21 protein-coding genes and 1 pseudogene are annotated in these 21,881 nt (G+C 60.9%); 12 read left to right on the top strand and 10 right to left on the bottom strand.

The genetic code is table 11. The annotated features are described in order from the left end of the window. Positions 1-355: 355 nt before the first annotated feature. The 3 genes from GDN47_RS29490 to acnA all read right to left on the bottom strand — a co-directional run bounded on the left by GDN47_RS29490 (position 356) and on the right by acnA (position 4,779). Positions 356-757: a DUF2794 domain-containing protein gene (locus GDN47_RS29490; protein ID WP_145636030.1), complete on the bottom strand. Its 402-nt coding sequence runs from the start codon at positions 755-757 to the stop codon at positions 356-358. Positions 758-1,088: 331 nt separating this feature from the next. Next, positions 1,089-1,832, bottom strand: a complete 744-nt coding sequence (locus GDN47_RS29495) for a DUF1223 domain-containing protein (protein WP_145636028.1) — start codon at positions 1,830-1,832, stop codon at positions 1,089-1,091. 256 nt (positions 1,833-2,088) lie between these two features. Continuing rightward, complete coding sequence (gene acnA / locus GDN47_RS29500) at positions 2,089-4,779, bottom strand: aconitate hydratase AcnA (RefSeq protein WP_113354348.1); 2,691 nt, start codon at positions 4,777-4,779, stop codon at positions 2,089-2,091. A gap of 263 nt (positions 4,780-5,042) precedes the next feature. Between acnA and ccmA the strand changes: the two genes are divergently transcribed. The 5 genes from ccmA (at position 5,043) to GDN47_RS29525 (ending at position 8,311) form a co-directional block, all read left to right on the top strand. Next, positions 5,043-5,690, top strand: coding sequence for a heme ABC exporter ATP-binding protein CcmA (ccmA, locus tag GDN47_RS29505; RefSeq protein ID WP_145636025.1), 648 nt, complete (start codon positions 5,043-5,045; stop codon positions 5,688-5,690). A 340-nt stretch (positions 5,691-6,030) separates the two neighbouring features. Then, positions 6,031-6,690, top strand: coding sequence for a heme exporter protein CcmB (gene ccmB / locus GDN47_RS29510; RefSeq protein ID WP_145636023.1), 660 nt, complete (start codon positions 6,031-6,033; stop codon positions 6,688-6,690). A 79-nt stretch (positions 6,691-6,769) separates the two neighbouring features. Continuing rightward, positions 6,770-7,528 carry a heme ABC transporter permease gene (locus GDN47_RS29515; protein ID WP_145322012.1) on the top strand — a complete coding sequence of 253 codons (759 nt, stop codon included), beginning with the start codon at positions 6,770-6,772 and terminating at the stop codon, positions 7,526-7,528. Position 7,529: 1 nt separating this feature from the next. After that, entirely contained in the window at positions 7,530-7,703 is a 174-nt protein-coding gene (ccmD, locus tag GDN47_RS29520; protein ID WP_145322009.1) for a heme exporter protein CcmD, read from the top strand. Continuing rightward, a complete protein-coding gene (locus GDN47_RS29525) occupies positions 7,700-8,311 on the top strand; it encodes a DsbE family thiol:disulfide interchange protein (protein ID WP_145636021.1) in 612 nt (203 codons plus the stop codon). Before ccmD ends, GDN47_RS29525 begins: the two co-directional genes overlap by 4 nt. 201 nt (positions 8,312-8,512) lie before the next feature. Here GDN47_RS29525 and GDN47_RS29530 read toward each other — a convergent pair whose 3' ends face one another. The 5 genes from GDN47_RS29530 to dapF are packed head-to-tail and all read right to left on the bottom strand — an operon-like array spanning position 8,513 to position 13,558. Further along, on the bottom strand, positions 8,513-9,103 hold the full coding sequence (locus tag GDN47_RS29530; protein ID WP_152094814.1) for a DUF2585 domain-containing protein: 591 nt from the start codon (positions 9,101-9,103) through the stop codon (positions 8,513-8,515). Then, entirely contained in the window at positions 9,100-9,819 is a 720-nt protein-coding gene (locus GDN47_RS29535) for a septation protein A (protein ID WP_145636016.1), read from the bottom strand. Before GDN47_RS29535 ends, GDN47_RS29530 begins: the two co-directional genes overlap by 4 nt. Further along, a complete protein-coding gene (ftsY, locus tag GDN47_RS29540; RefSeq protein ID WP_152094815.1) occupies positions 9,816-11,363 on the bottom strand; it encodes a signal recognition particle-docking protein FtsY in 1,548 nt (515 codons plus the stop codon). Before ftsY ends, GDN47_RS29535 begins: the two co-directional genes overlap by 4 nt. 18 nt (positions 11,364-11,381) lie before the next feature. After that, positions 11,382-12,656, bottom strand: coding sequence for a tRNA (N(6)-L-threonylcarbamoyladenosine(37)-C(2))-methylthiotransferase MtaB (gene mtaB, locus GDN47_RS29545; RefSeq protein WP_152094816.1), 1,275 nt, complete (start codon positions 12,654-12,656; stop codon positions 11,382-11,384). Then, positions 12,653-13,558: a diaminopimelate epimerase gene (gene dapF / locus GDN47_RS29550; protein ID WP_145636009.1), complete on the bottom strand. Its 906-nt coding sequence runs from the start codon at positions 13,556-13,558 to the stop codon at positions 12,653-12,655. The genes mtaB and dapF overlap by 4 nt, the downstream gene beginning before the upstream one ends. Before the next feature lie 429 nt (positions 13,559-13,987). On the opposite strand from dapF, the gene GDN47_RS29555 reads away from it, so the two are divergent. Beyond that, positions 13,988-14,431, top strand: coding sequence for an SRPBCC family protein (locus GDN47_RS29555; protein ID WP_162746327.1), 444 nt, complete (start codon positions 13,988-13,990; stop codon positions 14,429-14,431). A 172-nt stretch (positions 14,432-14,603) separates the two neighbouring features. Here GDN47_RS29555 and GDN47_RS29560 read toward each other — a convergent pair. Further along, positions 14,604-15,621 (bottom strand): annotated as a pseudogene (locus GDN47_RS29560) (MBL fold metallo-hydrolase). After that, the gene (locus tag GDN47_RS29565) at positions 15,618-16,607 is read right to left on the bottom strand and encodes a hypothetical protein (protein WP_145636004.1); all 990 of its coding nucleotides are present in this window, start codon (positions 16,605-16,607) and stop codon (positions 15,618-15,620) included. The pseudogene GDN47_RS29560 and the gene GDN47_RS29565 overlap by 4 nt, the downstream one beginning before the upstream one ends. A gap of 378 nt (positions 16,608-16,985) precedes the next feature. On the opposite strand from GDN47_RS29565, the gene ffh reads away from it, so the two are divergent. The 6 genes from ffh to rplS all read left to right on the top strand — a co-directional run bounded on the left by ffh (position 16,986) and on the right by rplS (position 21,657). Further along, a complete protein-coding gene (gene ffh / locus GDN47_RS29570) occupies positions 16,986-18,566 on the top strand; it encodes a signal recognition particle protein (RefSeq protein WP_145636001.1) in 1,581 nt (526 codons plus the stop codon). A 15-nt stretch (positions 18,567-18,581) separates the two neighbouring features. Beyond that, positions 18,582-18,884: a chorismate mutase gene (locus tag GDN47_RS29575; RefSeq protein WP_069614775.1), complete on the top strand. Its 303-nt coding sequence runs from the start codon at positions 18,582-18,584 to the stop codon at positions 18,882-18,884. A 124-nt stretch (positions 18,885-19,008) separates the two neighbouring features. After that, positions 19,009-19,368, top strand: a complete 360-nt coding sequence (gene rpsP / locus GDN47_RS29580; protein ID WP_069614776.1) for a 30S ribosomal protein S16 — start codon at positions 19,009-19,011, stop codon at positions 19,366-19,368. A gap of 185 nt (positions 19,369-19,553) precedes the next feature. Continuing rightward, on the top strand, positions 19,554-20,135 hold the full coding sequence (gene rimM / locus GDN47_RS29585; RefSeq protein WP_145635998.1) for a ribosome maturation factor RimM: 582 nt from the start codon (positions 19,554-19,556) through the stop codon (positions 20,133-20,135). A 24-nt stretch (positions 20,136-20,159) separates the two neighbouring features. Further along, positions 20,160-20,852, top strand: coding sequence for a tRNA (guanosine(37)-N1)-methyltransferase TrmD (gene trmD, locus GDN47_RS29590; protein WP_145635995.1), 693 nt, complete (start codon positions 20,160-20,162; stop codon positions 20,850-20,852). A gap of 268 nt (positions 20,853-21,120) precedes the next feature. Then, on the top strand, positions 21,121-21,657 hold the full coding sequence (gene rplS, locus GDN47_RS29595) for a 50S ribosomal protein L19 (RefSeq protein WP_069614778.1): 537 nt from the start codon (positions 21,121-21,123) through the stop codon (positions 21,655-21,657). Positions 21,658-21,881: the final 224 nt, after the last annotated feature.

Below are 21,881 nucleotides of genomic sequence, written 5' to 3' on the forward strand. Positions count from 1 at the left end.
TTGGGGAGAAGGTGGCCCGAAGGGTCGGATGAGGGGGTTATCGATTTGAATTCATGGATTTTTGTGGTCTTGGCGGGCACCCCCTCATCGGCCTGGCGGCACCTTCTCCCCGCTGGGGAGAAGGGGACGGCGGCGATCTCCGCTCATATGCGATAGCCCTGCCACAAGGGGGGAGATAGCTGGGAGTTTGCCGCTCGCCCATCACAGACAATAAGGCGTGATTTCGGCAGACTCGATGTACCATGAGGCGAAGAGGCTGCTCCAAATTACCAATCTCCCCCTTGTGGGGGAGATGTCCCGATAGGGACAGAGGGGGTGTGGCACTATCAGCCAGCACACAGCCAACGACGAGAAACTACTTCTCTACCAACTTCAGCTGCTTGTCGAAAACCTTCAACACTTGGCTCAGCTCATGACCGCGTTTCAGGATCATGCCGTTGGTATTGACGACTGAGAAGGCGCCCTGCTTGGCTGAAAGCTTCGGATTCTTTTCGATGCGGAAGAGCGGCATTTCGCCGGAGCGTTTGAAGACGGAGAAAACCGCCTTGTCCTTCAAATGGTCGATGGCGTAGTCGCGCCACTCGCCCTCGCCGACCATGCGGCCATAGATCCAGAGAATCGCATCAAGCTCCCGGCGATGAAAGGTCACCGGCAGCGGGTCCTTGCTCTGTTTGTATTCTCTGAGATCAACGACGACGGATGAATTGGTATCGACGGAACGGCTTTCACCGTGTCTCAAATCCGGCTGATCAGTCATCAATCCCCCAGGGGCTATCTCATGACAGGAGAATGACAGTTTGCCTCAGCCGCATCAAATTGCAAGACGGCTGACGGCTCACAATTTCTTTCCCGGCTGTGAAAGCACCTCGTCAACGCCGCATTTCAGACAAAACGACGCCCAATTTACAGGAAGTATAGGCAGCCGTTTGGCGCCGCCGCGTCAAACGGCCCGGCTGGGGCGCATCGATTAAACCCCAGCCCCGAATGCGTCCTCGCCGGGCACCTCCCTTTTTGGCGCCAGCCAAAATAGGGACCCCTTTTGGCATCAGTTCAAAATGGAAGACCTCCGGCAAAGCTGGAAAAATCGTTCAGCCGTCCGAGCCTACCGTCAGAACAGTCGCCCCGAGAATGGCAGCCGGATCGCCTGAAGATGTCGACGACTGCAGCAGAATCGCAAGGCCTCGCCGGCCAGCCTTATCCAGCACGGTGGACGGCAGCACGAGGCTCATGGCCTTGCCGTCCCACATGCCGACTGTTTCGACATCGGATACCGCGTGCATATAGGCAATCTGCTGGCCGGTATTTTCGCCGCCCTTCGGTGCCACCATCTGTTCCTTATCGAAATAGACGGCAACGACATTCGCCTTGCCCTGCCCAGCGCCGATCTTGATCTCGAGCTCGTCGCCCTTCATGGCAGCATTCACCGGAACCGTCAGCCCCTCGCCAAGGCGCACAAAGTCATCCAGTTTGACGTTGATGCCATTGAGATCGGCGCCGTTCATATGGTCCCTGCCATTGACGATCGCCTGCGGTGTATAAACCCCGCTGCGCCCCATCGTGCGGGCATAGGCGTATTGCCGCGCCGTATTGTCCTTGGATGCCATCGTGTCGTTCCAGCCGAGATAGTTCCAGTAATCGACGTGATAGGCGAGCGCCACGACATTGCCCTGGCGGATCAGCTTACGGAAGGCAGCATCGGCGGGAGGGCAGGAAGCGCAGCCCTGCGAGGTGAAGAGTTCGACGACGCCCTTGATCTTCGGAGCCTCCTGCGCATGCAGCGAACTTGCGAGCCCAATGCCTGCCAGAAGTGGAGCCAAAAATCGAAGGCGCATTCTATCTTACCTCTGCATCCAATCTCGAGCGCCGTCTGCCTACACGGGCTCTGCAAAACTCGCGCTTCTTGGGGCGACCAGGCCACATCAAGCCCGAAAAATCTGAAACAAGAGATAATAGTTTAACGCGATGACGCAAAGTCACGATGGGGTGAGGCCGGGGTGAGCAGAAGTCTCGCAGTACACATCACCGTGAAAAACAAGAGGCCGCCGGAAGAGTTTTCCGGCGGCCTCCCATAACAGCGTTTAATGCCTATCAGGCAGCGAGATCACGCAGAACGGTCTGCAGGATGCCGCCGTTGTTGACGTAGATGACCTCATCCAGCGTATCGATACGGCAGATGATCGGAACATCCTTCACCGAACCGTCGCCATAGGTGATCTTGGCGATCTTGCGCTCGCGCGGCTTGATGTTCTCCAGGCCTTCGATCGTCACGAGTTCGTCGCCCTTCAGGCCGAGGCTTGCCCAGGTGGTGCCTTCCTCGAAGACGAACGGGATGACGCCCATGCCGACGAGGTTCGAACGGTGGATGCGCTCGAAGGACTGGGCGATGACGGCGCGCACGCCGAGCAGGTTCGTGCCCTTGGCAGCCCAGTCGCGCGAAGAGCCGTTGCCGTATTCGACGCCTGCGAAGATGACGAGCGGAACGCCCTCGGCCTTGTACTGCATGGCCGCATCGTAAATCGACGTCTCTTCCTTGGACGGATAATGGATGGTGTAGCCACCTTCCTTGCCGTTCGGGCCGAGCATGTGGTTGCGGATGCGGATGTTGGCAAACGTGCCGCGCATCATGACTTCATGGTTACCGCGGCGCGTGCCGTACTGGTTGAAGTCGGCAACGCCGACGCCATGACCGAGGAGGTAGGAACCGGCCGGCGAGGCCGCCTTGATCGAACCGGCCGGAGAAATATGGTCGGTGGTGATCTTGTCGCCGAAGAGGCCGAGAACGCGCGCGCCCTTGATGTCGGAAACGCCGGCGCCCTTCTTGCCCATGCCCACGAAGTAGGGCGGGTTCTGCACGTAGGTCGAGTTGTCGTCCCACGCATAGGTCTGGCCCGGAGGAACCTGCACGGCCTGCCAGTTGGCGTCGCCCTTGAAGACGTCGGCATACTTGGTTTCATAAAGCTCGCGGGTGACGTACTTCTGGATGAACTCCTGAACCTCGTGCGAGGTCGGCCAGATGTCCTTCAGATAGACCGGCTTGCCGTTCTGGTCTTCGCCGATCGGCTCCTTCGTCAGGTCGAGCTGCACCGAGCCTGCGAGCGCGTAAGCGACGACGAGCGGCGGCGAAGCGAGATAGTTCGCCTGGACGTCGGGCGAGATGCGGCCTTCGAAGTTGCGGTTACCGGAGAGGACGCCGGCAACGATCAGGCCCTTGTCGTTGATCGTCTTCGAGATCGGCGCCGGCAGCGGGCCGGAATTGCCGATGCAGGTGGTGCAGCCGAAGCCGACCAGGTTGAAGCCGAGCTTGTCCAGATCAGCCTGTAGGCCGGACTTGGCAAGATATTCGCCGACGACCTGCGATCCCGGCGCCAGCGAGGTCTTGACCCACGGCTTGCTCTTCAGGCCCTTGGCAACGGCGTTGCGGGCCAGAAGGCCGGCAGCGATCAGCACCGACGGGTTGGAGGTATTGGTGCAGGAGGTGATGGCAGCGATGGCAACGTCGCCATGGCCGATGTCGAAATCCGTACCTTCGACCGCATAGCGGTTGGAGAGCTGGCCCGGCTTCTTGTATTCGGTTTCGAGCGAGGTTGCGAAGCCGGAAGCGATGTTTTCCAGCGCGATGCGGCCTTCCGGACGCTTCGGACCGGCCATCGACGGCACGACGTCGCCGAGGTCGAGTTCCAGCGTGTCGGTGAAAACGAGATCGGAACCGTCATTGTCGCGCCACATGCCTTGGGCCTTGGAATAGGCTTCGACGAGTGCGATACGGTCCTTGGCGCGGCCGGACATGTTGAGGTAGTTCAGCGTTTCCTTGTCGACCGGGAAGAAACCGCAGGTCGCGCCATATTCCGGACCCATGTTGCCGATGGTGGCGCGGTCGGCGAGCGGCATGTTGTCGAGGCCGGGGCCGAAGAATTCGACGAACTTGGAAACGACACCCTTCTTGCGCAGCATCTGCACGACGGTCAGAACGAGGTCGGTCGCGGTGACGCCTTCCTTGAGCTTGCCGGTCAGCTTGAAGCCGATGACTTCCGGCAGCAGCATGGAGACCGGCTGACCGAGCATGGCGGCTTCAGCCTCGATGCCGCCGACACCCCAGCCGAGAACGCCGAGGCCGTTGATCATGGTCGTGTGCGAATCGGTGCCGACGCAAGTGTCGGGATAAGCGATCGTTTCGCCGTCTTCTTCCTTCGTCCAGACGGTCTGGCCGAGATATTCGAGGTTCACCTGGTGACAGATGCCGGTGCCGGGAGGAACGACGCGGAAGTTCTTGAATGCCTGCTGGCCCCACTTCAGGAAGCGGTAGCGCTCGCCGTTGCGCTGGTATTCCAGCTCGACGTTCTTGGCGAAAGCCTGCGGCGTGCCGAATTCGTCGACGATGACGGAATGGTCGATGACGAGATCGACGGGAACGAGCGGGTTGATCTTTTCCGGATCGCCGCCAAGCGAAACCATCGCGTCGCGCATGGCAGCAAGGTCGACGACGGCCGGAACGCCGGTGAAGTCCTGCATCAGCACGCGCGCCGGGCGATAGGCGATTTCGTTCTCGACGGTGCCCTTGTTGGTCAGCCATTCGGCGACGGCAAGGATATGCTCCTTGGTGACCGACTGCCCGTCTTCAAAACGCAGCAGGTTTTCCAAAAGCACCTTCATGGAGTAAGGCAGCTTGGAAACACCGGGCAGACCATTGGCTTCAGCCTTGGGAAGGCTGAAATACACATAGTCTTTCCCGCCCACGGTCAGCGTGGAACGACAATTGAAACTGTCAAGAGATTTAGACACGAGATACCCCGTTTCTGATAGCCAACACAGTCGTGCGAACGCCTATGCACTTTATGCACATCAGGATGCGGGTACGGCCATTTCCGCTGTCCGCACGTAAGGTTTAAAACCTTAAGTTCGGCGCAAGGATTGAATTCACGCCGACCGCTGGCGTGGTTGCAGGTCTTATAGATAATTTCGTAAAGACTTGCCAGAGTGACAAAGCGCAATTTTGGACAATTTTTTGCGCGTTGCAGCAACGAAAACGGGGAAAGCCTGAGCGAATGCATCTAAGCGCTGAAAATCTGGCGGCAAGGCGGGGCGAAGACCTGATTTTCTTGAATGTTTCCTTCAACTTGGCGGATGGAGATGCACTCGTTTTAACTGGCCGTAATGGGTCGGGAAAATCGACGCTTCTGCGCGTTGTGGCAGGCCTGCTGAGGCCGGAAAAAGGCACTATCACATTTACCGGAAATGACGGCGAATCGGGCCGGCCGGCCGGTGAAGCCAGCCACTATCTCGGCCACCGCAATGCGATGAAATCCGAGCTGACGGTGGCCGAAAACCTGACCTTCTGGAAAACATTCCTCGGCGATATGCCAGGCGGCTCCAGCCTGGACGTCGAGGAAGCTGCTGACGCCGTCGGGCTTACCGGCATCACGCATCTGCCCTTCGGCTATCTCTCCGCCGGCCAGCAGCGGCGAATCGCTTTCGCCAAACTTCTGGTCGCCCATCGCCCGATCTGGATCCTCGACGAACCGACGGCAGCACTGGACAGCTCCGCCGACCAACTCTTCGCCGATCTCATCACAGCCCACCAAAAGAGCGGCGGCATCGTTGTTGCGGCAACGCACCAGCCGCTCGGCTTGGAGAATGTGCAGGAGATGCGGATGACGGGGTTTGCAGCGGCGAGTGTGGGGGTGTGGGGATGATGCAGATGTTTCCTCTTATGCCGCACCTTCGTCACCCCCCTCTGTCACTTCGGAAAAGCTCGTCGCTATGCGACGAGTTACCCCCCTCTGTCACTATCGTGACATCTCCCCCACAAGGGGGGAGATTGTGGGCGGCGATTGCTTGCCCAAAGCAACTTCGACATGATCTGCGAGCACTGAAAGACACTCTTTGGCTGCGAGCGAGCGGCGAGTTACCAATCTCCCCCCATGTGGGGGAGATGCCCCGAAGGGGCAGAGGGGGGTGGCGGGAAGCGAAAGCTTCTCGCGCCTTGAGCCAAGCGAAAGGCAACTCCCTGACTCACGTCGAAAGCCGTTCCCCATGACCGCCCTCTTCCTCCGCGATCTCAAACTTTCGATGCGCGCCGGCGGTGGCGCTCTCATCGGTATCCTCTTCTTCCTCACCGTCGTCGCCGTCATCCCCTTCGGTGTCGGGCCTGATCTCAAACTTCTCTCGCGCATCGGCCCGGCCATCGTCTGGATCGGCGCGCTGCTCGCAAGCCTGCTCGGCCTTGATCGGCTGTTCCAGGCCGAGCGCGACGACGGTTCGCTCGATCTGCTCGTCATGCAGGAAACACCGCTGGTATTGACGGTCTTCATCAAATGCGCGGCACATTGGGTGGCGACAGGCCTGCCCCTCGTCATCGCCTCGCCGCTGCTCGGCCTCTTTATGAATATGAACGAGACGGCGATCGGTGCGACGGCCCTGACCCTGCTCGTCGGCTCGCCAGCGATCACCTTCGTCGGCGCGGTCGGTGCTGCGGTCGCCGTGGCGTTGCCGCGCGGCGGGCTGCTCGTCTCCATTCTCGTGCTGCCGCTCACCATTCCCGTGCTGATCTTCGGCGTCAGCGCCACCTATGCCGCCGTCGAAGGGCCGCAGCCGTTCCTGCCGCCCTTCCTGATCCTGATCGCGCTCACCTTGTTCTTCGCCGTCCTCGGCCCGGCCGCTGCTGCTCTTGCCCTGCGGAACACGACTGATTGATCGCAATAAGATACTGTTTCGTCCATCCGGGACAATGCGGTCGATTGCCGGAAATGCCATATCGGGTTAAACAAGCCGCATGAGCGATATCACTGCGATCAGCCGATTTTCCGACCTTGCCAATCCCACGCGGTTCCTGGCTTTCTCGGCGCGTCTCATTCCCTGGCTAGCGGCCATTTCGGCCGTGCTCTTCGCGATCGGCCTCTATCTGTCCTTTACGACCGAGGGCGATTATCAGCAGGGCGATACGGTCCGCATCATGTATATTCACGTTCCGGCCGCCTGGCTGTCGATGATGTGCTACACGATCATGAGCATGTCGGCGATCGGCACGCTGGTCTGGCGCCATCCGCTCGCCGATGTCGCCGGCAAGACGGCGGCCCCGCTCGGCGCCGCCTTCACGCTGATCGCGCTGGTCACCGGTTCGCTCTGGGGCAAGCCGATGTGGGGCACCTATTGGGTCTGGGATGCACGCCTGACCTCGGTCTTCATCCTCTTCCTGATGTATCTCGGCCTGATCGCGCTGAACCGCGCCATGGACGATCCATCGAAAGCTGCCCGCGTCGCCTCGATCCTGACACTGGTCGGCTTCATCAATATCCCGATCATCAAGTTCTCCGTGGACTGGTGGAACACACTGCATCAGTCGGAAAGCATCATGCGCATGGATGGCCCGGCCATCGCCGCGGAATTCCTCTGGCCGCTCTTCACCATGGCGCTCGCCTTCACGCTGCTGTTCTTCACGCTGCACCTGATGGCGATCCGCAACGAAATCTGGCGTCGCCGCATCGCCACGCAGCGTCGCATGGCCGCGCGCATGGCAGGCCGGGAGGGCTAGAATGACGCATCCCTTCTATGTCTTCGGCTCCTATGGCTTTGCGGCGGTCGTCGTGCTCGCTCTTATCGCTTGGATCTGGATCGACGGACGCCTACGACGTCGCGAGCTCGCGGCATTGGAAGCCTCCGGCCTCCGCCGCCGCTCGCAGCGCGCGGCGGAAAGCGAGACGAAATGACCGCGGATGCCGATAACAAGGATCAGCCGAAATCGAGCGGCACCGCACGCTATCTGCTGGCGCTCATTCCGCTGATCGTCTTTGCCTGCATCGCATTCGCCGTCGGAAAGGTCATGTACGACCAGGAAGTGCACGGCACCGATATTTCGGCCATTCCCTCGGCGCTGATCGGCACCAAGGCGCCGAAGCTCGCGCTCGCGCCTCTCGAAGGCTCCAACCTGCCGGCGCTCACCGACGACGCCATCAAAGGCAAGCTGACGCTCGTCAATGTCTTCGCCTCCTGGTGCATTCCCTGCCGAGATGAGCATCCGGTGCTGAAGGAGCTTGCCAGGAGCGGTCAGCTCAACATCGTGGCCATCAATTATAAGGACACAAGCGAGAACGCCCTTCGCTTCCTCGGCGAACTCGGCAACCCATATAACGCCATCGGTATCGACCCGAACGGCTCCGCCGCCATCGACTGGGGCGTCTACGGCATCCCGGAATCCTACCTCGTCTCCCCCGACGGTACGATCCTCTACAAGCAGGTCGGCCCGTTCACGCCGACAAGTTTGAAAGAAGGGCTTTATCCGGCCATAGCCAAGGCGCAGGGGAAGCCGGCGTCTTAACTCCCTTCTCCCCTCGGGGGGCCGAAGGATGGGTTGAGATCAGCGGCTCGACCCTGGTTGGTGCCGGAAGGGCGGATGAGGGGCTGGGGCACGAAGCAAAAAGGCCCTGAGCGGCGAGCGAAAGTCAGCACTCTCCCGGTAGCGCCCCCTCACCCGGCGCTATCGCGCCACCCTCTCCCCGCAGGGGCGAGGGTTAAAAGATTAAATCCCGCCCTGCCACGTCTTGATCGCCTCGACCGGCCAGACCAGCATCAGCACGTTGAGCGTCAGATTATCGCGGATCAAATATCCGGTGAGCAGCTCAAAGAAGATGGCGATGGCGACCGTCACCAGCACCGGTGCGCGCCAGGCAAACAGGAAGCCGACCACCATGAACACGGCATCCATCGACGAGTTGAGGATGCTGTCGCCGACATAATCGAGCGAGATCGTCGCGGCGCGATAGCGGTTGATGATGATCGGGGAATTTTCCAGGATCTCCCAGCCGGATTCGATCAGCATGGCAACGAAGAGCCGCATCGACAGCGGCTTGCCGCGCATGATCAGATGCGTGAGCCCGAAGAAGAGAAAGCCGTGTATGATGTGCGACGGCGTGTACCAGTCGGCGATATGCTGCGAATTGCCGCTGGATTTCACCACTGGCTCGAATAGCTTCACGTAGCCGCAGGTGCAGATCGGCACACGGCCCATCATGTATTCGGTGACGATCTGCACGAGCAGAACGACAACGCAGGCGATGAACCAGAAGCTCTGTTGCCGATAGCGGCTTTGGGCGTCGATGGCTTGGCTCATTTACCGTTTTCCGCCGGCGGCTCGACCGTGTGCTTCATGATCAGCGGCATCTGTGACAGCGTGAAGAGGATGGTGATCGGCATCGTCCCCCAGACCTTGAAGTTCACCCAGAGATTATCCGCCGCCTTGGTGTCCGGAAGATAAAGCCAGTTCGAGCCGCGCCAGACGACTTCGTTGAGCACGGCGAGAACGAAGAAGAAGATACCCCAGCGCAGCGTCAACTTGCGCCAGCCCTCGGCATCGAGCTGGAAGGCGGCATTGAAGACATAGCCGAGCAGCGACTTACCGAAAGCAAGTCCGCCGAGCAGCACAATGCCGAACAGCGCATTGACGATGGTCGGCTTCATCTTGATGAAGGTTTCGTTCTGAAGGTAGATGCCGAGCGCGCCGAAAATCAGCACCACAATGCCGGAGACGAAGGGCATCAGCGGCAAATGGCCGAGCATGACCTTCGAAACGATGAGCGAGATCACCGTCGCTGCCATGAACAGGCCGGTGGCGACGAAGAGTGGGCCGCCGAGCGCCGCCAGTTGCGGAAAATGCTGCGCCAGCCACTCGCCGCGCAGATTGCCGAAGAAGAACACCAGCAAAGGCCCGAGTTCCAGCACCAGCTTCAGCATCGGATGGTGCCTGTCGGCGGCACTTGGGGTGAGATCGCTGTCGCTGGTCGTCATTGCGGCACTTTCCCTGTCATCAAACTTATTCTTGTCATTCATTGGCTGTTTACAGCCCCCGTACCGGCAATGGCATGAGCAAAATCCTCGGCTTCGAACGGCTCGAGATCCTCTACACCTTCGCCGACGCCGATGAAATAGACCGGCAACTTGTGCTGGGCCGAGATGGCAACAAGGATGCCGCCCCGCGCTGTGCCGTCGAGCTTGGTCATGATGAGCCCGTTGACGCCGGCAACATTGCGGAAGATTTCCACCTGGTTCAAGGCATTCTGGCCGGTCGTCGCATCGAGCGTCTGCAAAACCGTATGCGGTGCATCCGGATCGAGCTTGCCGAGCACGCGCACGATCTTTTCGAGCTCGGCCATCAGCTCCGCCTTGTTCTGCAGGCGGCCGGCGGTATCGATGATCAGCACGTCGCTCTTGTTGGCCTTGGCCTGCTGGAAGGCATCGAAGGCGAGGCCGGCAGCGTCTGCGCCGAGCTTGGTGCCGATGAAGTCCGATTTCGTGCGCTCAGCCCAGATCTTCAATTGCTCGATCGCAGCGGCGCGGAACGTATCGCCGGCGGCCAGCGTGACCTTCAGTCCCGCGCCGGAGAGCTTCGCCGCCAATTTGCCGATCGTCGTCGTCTTGCCGGTGCCGTTGACGCCGACGACGAGGATCACATGTGGCTTGTGGCTGAGATCGAGCTGCAAGGGCTTCGCAACCGGCTTCAGCACCTTGGCGATTTCCTGCGCCATGATGCGGCCGACATCTTCGCCCGTCACATCCTTGCCGTAGCGTTCGGAGGCCAGCGTATCCGTGACGCGCATCGCCGTTTCGACGCCGAGGTCGGCCTGGATCAGCAGATCCTCCAGATCCTGCAGCGTCTGATCGTCGAGCTTGCGCTTGGTAAAAAGCGCCGCGATCTGGCCGGTCAGCTGCGACGAGGTGCGCGCAAGCCCGGCGCGCAGGCGCTGGAACCAGGAGAGTTTTTGTTTTGGCGCTTCGGGGGTGGGAGCTGGCGCGGAAGCGGCTGTGGAGAAGCCCTTGGGGAGGATGGGGGTGGCGGTCGGAGTGTCGCTAGCTTCCAAATGAGATTCGGAGTCTTTCGACGAGAATTCTGAGTTTGCTGTAGCTTCCTCACCCCCCTCTGTCCTGTCGGACATCTCCCCCACAAGGGGGGAGATTGGTTCGTTGGGGCGCTCTTCCGAAATTACATTCGCTTCAGGATCAGCAGGTTGCTCCGGTTCGATCGCTTGAAGATCGTCGTGCTGTTCTTGCGATTCGGATTCGAGGGAACGGGCAGCTTCAGCGGCCTCAATCTCTTTCGCGTCGGAAACATCTGCCTGGCCTTCAGCCCTTTCTTCCTGCTCAGCCGGCGCGGCATCCTCCAACCGATCCCCCCCCATGTGGGGGAGATGTCCCGAAGGGACAGAGGGGGGCGACGCAATCTCTGCAGGTTCTGAAGCCGGCGAAACATCTACAGCAGGCGCTTCCTGTTCTACAACAGGCGTCTCAACCTTCTGAGAATCCTCCGCAGGCGTCTGCTCCTCAGCCGGCTTCTCACGGCCGAAGGTGAAGACTTTTTTTATGAAACCAAGCGCCATGAAGTGTCCGTTGAAGCATTAAGCCGCGTCGGCGGCCAGAAGTTGCATGTCGAGATGCTTGCCATTGTGGCCGGTGATTGCGACCTGCACAAGGTCGCGCGGGCAAAGGCCAGGAGCGGCGACAAGCGTGAAGTTCTCCGTATGCGCCAGTCCGCCATTCTCCACAAGCAGCCATTGCCGTGTGCCGACCATCTTGTCCAAATGGGCTTGGTGCAATCTCAGCCCGGCCTCGCGCAGGCGGGCGGCGCGCTCCTTGATCACGCCGCGATCGAGCTGCGGCATGCGGGCGGCCGGCGTGCCGGGGCGCGGGCTGTAAGGGAAGACGTGCAGATGCGCGATGCCGGCTTCTTCCGCCAGACCGATAGCATTGACAAACATCTCTTCCGTCTCTGTCGGAAAGCCGGCGATCATATCGGCGCCGAAGCTCGTCTCTGGGCGCAGACGGCGCACATCCTCGATGAAACGGATAGCATCGGTGCGCGAGTGCCGCCGCTTCATGCGCTTGAGGATCATGTCATCGCCATGCTGCAGCGAGAGATGCAGATGCGGCATGAAGCGCGGCTCGTCGGCAATGAGATCCATCAGGTGGCCATCGGCCTCGATGCTATCGATGGAGGAGAGACGCAGCCGGCGGATCTCCGGAATCTGCTTCAGCAGCGTCTTCCCAAGCAGGCCGAGCGTCGGCGTTCCCGGCAGGTCGGCGCCATAGCTCGTCGCATCGACGCCGGTCAGCACGATCTCGCGATAGCCGCTTTCGACCAGCTTACCGGCTTGATCGACCACAGCACCCATCGGCACCGAACGCGAATTGCCCCGGCCATAGGGAATGATGCAGAAGGTGCAGCGGTGATCGCAGCCGTTCTGCACCTGGATGAAGGCGCGCACATGGCCATCGATATGGCGGATCATCTGCGGCGCGGTCGCCCGCACGCTCATGATGTCGTTGACACGCAGCTTCTCTTCGGCCGACACACCGAAATCCGGAAGCGCGCGGTAGGAGGCGCTCTTCAGCTTCTCCTCGTTGCCGAGCACGGCGTCCACTTCCGCCATTTCGGCGAAGGTCTGCTTCTCGGTCTGCGCGGCGCAGCCGGTGACGATGATGCGGGCATGCGGATTGTCGCGCCGCGCACGGCGAATTGCCTGGCGCGCCTGGCGCACGGCCTCGCCCGTCACGGCGCAGGTATTGACCAGAATGGCATTGTTGAGCCCGGCTTTCTCCGCCTCGGCCCTCATCACTTCGGATTCATAGGTATTGAGACGGCAGCCGAAGGTAATGACCTCGACCCCGCTCACCGCGCCTGAGCCCCCTGCTCCGGATCGCGCGAGAAGCTGCCAGTGACCGGATCGACCGTGCCGGACCATTCCCATTCGGCGGGCCCGGTCATGACCACATGGTCGTTACTGTCTAGCCATTCGATGGTGAGCTTGCCCGGCGCGGGTGCTGAGGCAACCTCGATCGTCACCTTGCGGCCGGTGCGGCCGGTGCGCGCGGCGCTGACGGCGGCAGCACAAGCGGCCGAACCGCAGGCAAGTGTCAGGCCGGCGCCGCGCTCCCAGGTGCGGGTGCGCAGCGAGGTCGGCGACAGCACCTGCGCCAGCGTGATATTGGCGCGCTCGGGAAACATCGGGTGGTTTTCGAGCAGCGGGCCGAAACGATCGAGATCGAAGGACATCGGGTCCTTGTCGACCCAGAAAATCGCATGCGGATTGCCCATCGACATCGCCGAAGGCGAATGCAGGACCGGATTGTCGATCGGCCCGATCTGCAGCTCGATGCGGCTGGTATCGGAAAATTCCTCGGCAAGCGGGATCTTGTCCCAGTCAAAAACGGGCGTGCCCATATCGACCGAGATCGTGCCGTCCTCATGCTCTCTGGCATTGAGGATTCCGGCGACGGTCTGGAAGGTGAAAACCTTCTTGCCGGTTTCGGCCGCCAGCGCCTGTACGACGCAGCGCGTGCCGTTGCCGCAGGCCTGCGCCTTGGTGCCGTCGCAGTTCAGAATGTCGATCCAGGCATCGGTGCCCTGCAGCTTCGGATCGTGGATCGCCATGATCTGGTCGAACTGGGTGGCCGGATCGGCATTGAGCGCGATCGCCGCCGCGGGCGTCACCACATCCTTGCGGCCGCGCATGTCGACGACCAGGATCTTGTTGCCAAGCCCGTTCATCCTCGCGAATTCGACCGTGTTGCTCATGAGATCATTCCTGTTGTCGAGCTGTATATGGCGGAAATGCGGGGGAATTACCAGTGGTGCGTGAAGGACGGCACTTTCAAGATTTACCAGAGTGATCCGGGCCGTCTCTATCCTTCGAGGCTTCGCTCTTCGAGCTCCGCACCTCAGGATGAGGCGGGGTTAACATCGTCGCTGCGCCATGATTTGTGCTGCAGTGCCTAGTTTCCGGAAATGTATGGTCGACACAAGAGATTAGCCCTCATGGTGAGGAGGCCTGCAGGGCCGTCTCGAACCACGAGGGCGGGTGGCTCGTCCTTTGACCACAGCGAAGACCTCACCCAGAAACCTTGACGGAATTCATTTTGAGAAAAAATCATTCTCGATGTCGGAATATCAAAAGCTGCCACGTCCTAGGCTCGTCCACTCCGTCAAACCATAGGGATTATGACCATGCCGAACACCATACGCCTGCACCGCGTTCTGGCCACCAGCCCGGAAAAGGTCTATCGCGCATTTATCGAGGCCGACGCACTTGCCAAGTGGTTGCCGCCGAATGGCTTTACCTGCAGCGTGCATCACTTCGAAGGGAAAGTCGGCGGCACGTTCAAGATGTCGTTCCGCAACTTCACGACGGGCGAGAGTCATTCCTTCGGCGGCGATTTTCGCGAACTGATCCCGGGCGAACTTGTGCGCTACACCGACAAGTTCGACGACCCGAACCTACCCGGCGAAATGGAAGTGACCGTGACCTTGAAGAAAGTCCTCGTCGGAACTGAGGTCAACATCACACAGGCGGGCGTACCCGATGTCATCCCGCCGGAAGCCTGCTATCTCGGCTGGCAGGAATCGCTGATCAATCTGGCGAAACTGGTCGAGCCTGAGATTAAGCAGTAAGGTTCGCCGACGCACGACGCAATCCTTCTCCCCTCGGGGAGAAGGTGCCGACAGGCGGATGAGGGGGCTTGCCCGAGCACGCTGAACTCAATGAATTCGAGGCGACTTAACCCCCTCATCCGACCCTTCGGGCCACCTCTCCCCAGGGGGAGAAGGGATATTTGGCGCCCCCTCACACAATCGGCACGTCAAAGACTTCGCCAGCCCGGAGCGGGCGAAAGCGATCCGGCTCCACGCCCTCGGCCTTCAGCGCGACATCCAGCGCCTGCACCGGCGCATCGATCCCTTCCGTCCGTCAGCTGAAAGGTCGCGAAATGATGACCGGCGACATAGGCTGCATTGCAGAGCTTCATGCCCTTGACTGCTTCTTCTGGATTCTGATGTTGGCCCTTCATGAACCAGCGCGGCTCATAGGCGCCGAACGGCAGGATTGCGAGGCGGAAGCCTCCATGCTTTTGCCGGGCGGCCTCATAATTGATGCCGTCGTGAAAGCCGGTATCACCGACATGGTAGATCTTGCCCGCTGGCGTGTTGAGCACGAATGCCGCCCAGAGCGCCATGCGCCGGTCTCCCATGCCCCGCGCCGACCAGTGATGGCAAGGCTCGGCATCGATGGTCACACCGGCCTTGAGGGCGATACGATCGCCCCAGTCGACAACAGTGATGTCGGCATCGGGAACGGCACGGCGGATGATCGTGTCGTTGCCGAGCGGCGTGACGATCTTTGGCCGGTGCGCCTGCTGCAGGCGGGCAAGGGTCACGAGATCGAGATGGTCGTAGTGATTATGCGTCACCAGCACGAGGTCGATATGCGGCAGGTCCTCGAAGCGGATGCCAGGCGGCACCACGCGCTTCGGCCCGACGGAGCGGAAGGGGCTCACCCGCTCCGACCAGACCGGGTCAGTCAGAACGTTCAGTCCTGCAATCTGCACCAGCATCGAGGCGTGCCCGACCATAGTCACCCGCATCTGATTGCCGAAGACATGCCGATCGGGCTTGGCCAGCGGAAAGGCGCTGATGACGGGATTGGGCCAGCGCACCCTCCCGCCGCCGAGCTGCCAGCGCAAAAGATCGAACGCATCGCCGGGCGCGACACCACCAGGATTGAAGAAACGTTGGCCATCGAAGTGGTCGGATACCGGACCCTGATAGTAGGGGTTTTTCCTAGCCGAGCGGGATGAGCTTGTCATGCCTTGTCCGCTCCTTGCGCGCCCGTCGCTTCGCCGGCCGGCACACCAATCCTGGCGAGCCATTCCACCACCTCCTGCGTCGTCAGCGCCTCATCGACCACGACGTTCGCCGGCATTGCGAATAGCTGCGGCGTGAAGAAACTCGTGTCCCACAATGCCGCGCCTGCCACCGGCGGGGAAAGCAGGATGACCCGCCGGCCATCGATGCGCGAAATCGTCTCGACAGAGGCCTCGCCGGAAATGTCGACAAGAGCTGACTCATCCGGCCGCATCGTCTGATAGCACCACCAAGGCTCGTCATTGCCCTCTTCTGCCACGGTCACGCAGCGCGCCATATCGACAATGAACCTGTTGGGCGTACGGCCGCCCGGCAATCTCTCGCCGAAGGCTGCCTGGATAAGCGTGAACAGATGAAAGCAATTGACGATATTCTCATACCGCAGACGAAAGCCCTGGCGGCTCGGTAGATGCAGCACCAGCAGATCGTCGCTGCGGCTCAACAGCACCTGACGGACCCAGGCGGCACCCGGCGTATAATCCTGCAGTTCGGCAAGCTGCGCCATCAGCGCCTTGTCGCCAGCCGCAAGCTTACGCTGCTCCGGCATGCCGGAAAGATGCGAAACCGCCGATTGGCCAAGCAGCTGAAATGCATCCAGCAGCTGCCTTTGCCGCGGGCTCAGCTCCTTGCGGCCGGCAAAGCCGCGATGGATCTGCGGCAGCCAGGCCAGATAAAGCTCCCATACGGCCGGACCACTGCGCTCCACCGCGCCACCCTTCTCGACGATGGTGCCGAGCATATTGGCAAGGATCGCAGCACCCGGTGGCGGCAGGCGGCCAAGCTCGCGCGCTGCCCGCGCCGCGATCTTCGGCTGCGCCATCGCCCCCGCGTAGAAGGTCTGCGCCACCGCGTTGAAACGGGCGTCGACCCGGCCACCGGCATAGTTTCGGCAGGCGGCGAGGAGATCGGTCAGGGCTGCATCATTCATTCGGAGCTGTCTCGGGGAATCATTTGGCGGCCGGGGATCGATACAACAATTCGAAGACGGTGGTATGGTCAAATCGACATCGATATCGTGATGTCATCCGTGCATTTCAGGCATTTCGGCCGCATTGGGTTGACTTTGCCGGCCTTTTCCTGTTTATCGTCCGCAATCTGCGACGAGCACAAGCCTCCGAGCCACCGACCGGGACCCATTAAGGTATAAAGAGATCCCGGAGGTCAACACCCGACAGCGCGATGCGCCCTCGGGTGCTTTTTGGCTTTGCGTCTTGTTTTCGTCATGGAAAAGCACGACGTTTTCGGGCGAGGAACCGCGCAAACTTGCGCCAAATCCAAATCCCAAGCGATCGATAAGGAAGAAACGATGTTTGAAAACCTCCAGGACCGTCTTGGTTCCATTCTGAATGGACTGACAGGCCGCGGCGCGCTTTCGGAAGCCGATGTTTCCGCGGCACTGCGCGAGGTTCGCCGTGCGCTGCTCGAAGCCGACGTGGCGCTGGATGTCGTGCGCTCCTTTACCGATCGCGTCCGCGAAAAGGCCGTCGGCGCCGAGATCCTGAAGTCGATCAAGCCCGGCCAGATGGTCGTCAAGATCGTCCATGACGAGCTGATCGAGATGCTCGGCGGCGAAGGTGTCGGCATCGACCTGAATGCCCCCGCCCCGGTCGTCGTTATGATGGTCGGCCTGCAGGGCTCGGGTAAGACCACTACCACGGCCAAGATCGCCAACCGCCTGACCAGCCGCGACCGTAAGAAGGTCCTGATGGCCTCGCTCGACACGCGCCGTCCGGCCGCGCAGGAGCAGCTGCGCCAGCTCGGCGTGCAAACCGGCGTCGACACGCTGCCGATCATATCAGGCCAGTCGCCGACCGATATTGCCGCACGCGCCGTGCAGGCCGCCAAGCTCGGCGGCCATGACGTCGTCATCCTCGACACCGCCGGCCGTACGCATATCGACGAGCCGCTCATGGTCGAGATGGCGGATATCAAGAAGAAATCCAATCCGCACGAAATCCTGCTGGTCGCCGATAGCTTGACCGGTCAGGACGCCGTCAATCTCGCCCGCAATTTCGACGAGCGCGTCGGGATTACCGGCCTCGTGCTGACCCGCATGGACGGCGACGGCCGCGGTGGTGCCGCCCTTTCGATGCGCGCCGTGACCGGCAAGCCGATCAAGCTGATCGGCGTCGGCGAAAAGATGGGCGAGCTGGAGGAATTCCATCCTCGCCGTATCGCCGACCGCATCCTCGGCATGGGCGACATTGTCTCCCTCGTCGAGAAGGCTGCCGAGAATATCGACGCCGAGAAGGCAGCCGCCATGGCTGCCAAGATGGCCAAGGGCAAGTTCGACCTCAACGATCTCGCCGATCAGCTCCAGCAGATGCAGAAGATGGGCGGCATGGGCGGTATCATGGGCCTGATGCCCGGCATGTCCGGCATGAAGGACAAGATGGCTGCCGCCGGCCTCGACGACCGCCTGTTCAAGCGCCAGCTCGCCATCATCTCCTCGATGACCAAGGCCGAGCGCGCCAATCCGGATCTCCTCAAGCATTCCCGCAAGAAGCGTATCGCCGCCGGTTCCGGCACCGACGCCTCCGACATCAACAAGCTTCTGAAGATGCACCGCCAGATGGCGGACATGATGAAGATGATGGGCGGCAAGGGCAAAGGCGGCATGATGAAGCAGCTGATGGGCGGCCTTGCCGGTAAGATGGGCCTCGGCGGCGGTATGGGGGGAATGCCTGACCTGTCGAACATGGACCCCAAGCAGCTCGAAGCCCTGCAGAAGCAGGCCGAAGCAGCAGGCCTCGGCCGTCCCGGCGGCCTGCCGGGTGGTTTGCCTGGCCTGGGCGGCGGGGGCGGTTTGCCGGGCCTCGGCGGCGCCAAGCTGCCTGGTCTCGGCGGTGGTTTCCCGGGCCTCCCCGGTTTGCCGAAGAAGAAGTGAGAGGGATCGCTGACCATGATTGATCCAGACGTCAAAGCCCAACTGGGCAAATACCGCCAGTCGATCGACAATATCGATGCTGCACTGGTGCACATGCTGGCCGAGCGCTTCCGCTGCACCAAAGAGGTCGGCGTGCTGAAGGCCAAGTACGACCTGCCGCCGGCCGACCCGGCACGCGAAGAATTTCAGATCGAGCGTCTGCGCCGCCTGGCAAAGGACGCCAATCTGGACCCGGATTTCGCCGAGAAGTTCCTGAACTTCGTCATCAAGGAAGTCATCCGGCATCATGAACAGATCGCTGCGGATTTCAAAGGGTAACCCCCTGGCCGCATGATCCCGAAGACGCAGGACGTTTTCAGGGGATCACGCAGCAAGAAAAAAGCAGCGCGACGTAACCATACCGCACAACGAAGCGGTCAAGAAAAGCCTAAGGAGAATGAACATGGCATTGAAAATTCGTCTCGCCCGCGGTGGCTCCAAGAAGCGCCCGTACTACCACGTTGTCGTAGCCGACGCTCGCTCGCCGCGCGACGGCCGTTTCCTGGAGACCCTGGGCTCCTGGAACCCGATGCTTGCCAAGGACGACGCCAAGCGCGTTGAACTGAAGGTCGAACGCATCAAGCACTGGCTCGACCACGGCGCACAGCCGACCGACCGCGTTCTGCGCTTCCTCAACGAAGCCGGCATCGCAAAGCGCGAAGCCAAGAATAACCCGGAAAAGGCAAAGCCGGGCAAGAAGGCTCAGGAGCGCGCTGCCGAAAAGGCACAGAAGGCTGCTGACGCCGCTGCTGCTTCCGAGTAATCGGACCCCGCATTGATTGAAAACGGGTGGCATGGCGACATGCCGCCCGTTTTTTGTTTCCCATCGGCAAATGTTCAGCCTATGAGAGAACCAAAGACAGCGCCGCGTGTCACAGATGAGTGCCAAGGTCGGTCGCTGTAGCATTTTGGATCTGCTGCATAATCCCGGCAATCGGCGAAGAGACCATGACGAAACTGCAAAATCCGGTATTGATGGCCACCATCGGCGCCGCACAGGGCCTGAGGGGCGAGGTGCGTGCCCGCGCCTATACATCCGATCCGACCGCGCTTGGCGATTACGGCCACCTGCACAGCATGGATGGCCGCAGCTTCGAAGTTCTGGAAATCCGCGAGGCCAAGAATGTCGTCATCGTGCGTTTCCGCGGCATCAACGACCGCAATGCCGCCGAGGCACTGAACGGCTTGGAACTCTATATCGAGCGCGACCACCTGCCGGATGATGAGCTCGACGACGACGAATTCTTCTACACCGATCTCGAAGGGCTGGAAGCCGTCGACGACCAAGGCGTCGGCTACGGCACTGTCAGCGGCATCTATGATTTCGGTGCGGGCGACCTGCTGGAGCTGAAGGGGCCGGGCAAGCGGCCCGTGCTGATCCCCTTTTCCGAAGCCGCCGTGCTCGAAATCGATCTCGAGGGCGGCAAGATCCTGATCGATCCGCTGGCCGCCGGCCTGATCGACAACCCCGACGATCTTATCGGCAAGCCGGCAAAGCCGGAAAAGCCCCAAGGCAAGCCGAAGAAGTGATCCTTATTGGGAAGTGACCGCGCCATGAGTTTTCGAGCGACTATCTTGACGCTCTATCCCGAGATGTTCCCCGGCCATCTCGGCACGTCGCTTGCCGGCAAGGCGATGGAACGCGGGCAATGGTCGCTGGACACCGTGCAGATCCGTGATTTCGCCACCGATAAGCACCGCACCGTCGACGACACGCCGGCCGGCGGCGGCGCCGGCATGGTGCTGAAACCGGATGTGCTTGCCCGCGCCATCGACCATGCCAGCGAAAACGACGGCCGCCCCCGCCTGCTGATGAGCCCTCGCGGCAAGCCGCTGACGCAAAAGCGCGTGCGCGAGCTTGCAGGCGGCGATGGCGTCATCATCGTCTGCGGCCGCTTCGAAGGCGTCGACCAGCGCGTCATCGACGGCCGTGGCCTCGAAGAAGTCTCGATCGGCGACTATATCCTCTCGGGCGGCGAGCCGGCCGCCCTCATCCTGCTCGACGCTATCGTTCGCATCCTGCCCGGCGTCATGGGCAATGATCTTTCCGGCTTGCACGAAAGCTTCGAAGGCGGCCTGCTGGAACACCCGCACTATACCCGCCCGCAAATCTGGGAGGGCCGAGAGATCCCCGCCATTCTCACCTCTGGCAATCACGCGGCGATCGCCAAATGGCAGAGGGAGCAGGCTGAGAAGCTGACGAAAGAGCGGCGGCCGGATTTGCTGGACGAGTTGCGAAAGAAGTAGCGACAACACGTCTGGATGAACGACATTGGTTCAAGCGCGCCGCAAAACTGGCGCTAATCGCCACTTAATTCAGCCGCAAGGGGTGACAAAGGCGTGACAATAGGGTATGTGCGCGCCCGGCATGGGAAATTTCCCATCAACCAGCAAAGAAGAGCAGACGTATTCGCTCCTGCCTGAACGGGCATATATCCGAGGCGTGATCTCCGGGTCCGACCAAAGATAGAATGATGAGCGCTCTGGCTGTTGAACCAACAACGAGGTTGATACTATGAACATCATTCAGCAGTTGGAAGCCGAACAGGCTGCCAAGATCGAAGCCAAGCGCACGCTTCCCGAATTTTCCGCTGGCGACACCGTTCGCGTCAACGTGAAGGTCACGGAAGGCAACCGTACCCGCGTTCAGGCCTATGAAGGCGTTTGCATCGCTCGCTCCGGCGGCGGTCTGCAGGAAAACTTCACGGTTCGCAAGATCTCCTACGGCGAAGGCGTCGAGCGCGTATTCCCGGTTTACTCGCCGATGATCGAAAGCGTCGAAGTCGTTCGCCGCGGTAAGGTCCGTCGCGCCAAGCTCTACTACCTGCGCGACCTGCGCGGTAAGGCTGCCCGTATCGTCGAAAACACCGGCACCCGCGCCCGCAAGCTCAACGATGCCGAGCGTCAGGCTCTGGCCGATGAGAAGGCACGCATCGAAGCCGAGAAGGTTGCAGCCGCTCAAGCGCTCGCAGCCGAGAAGGCCGCAGCCGAAGCCGCAGAAGCAAAGGCAGCTGCCGAAGCTGCTGCTGCAGCCGAGCCGGCAGCAGAATAAGTTTCGATCCACTTGGGATCGCAAAGCTTGAAGGCGGCCCTCGGGTCGCCTTTTTGCTGTCCGGCTCACGCCCACACGAAAGAAATTTTCTCCGCCGGCTCCCCGCTTAGAGTTGCTTTTCCATTTTTATGATCGCAGCCATGGCAATGGCCTTGCCATTCACTTTCCAAATATGACAGTTTTCCGCCAGCCTGGCGCCGGATGATTTCAGGTCGAATCGACCT

Source organism: Martinezella dioscoreae (assembly GCF_009176305.1).
In the GTDB taxonomy this organism is placed as follows: domain Bacteria; phylum Pseudomonadota; class Alphaproteobacteria; order Rhizobiales; family Rhizobiaceae; genus Rhizobium; species Rhizobium dioscoreae.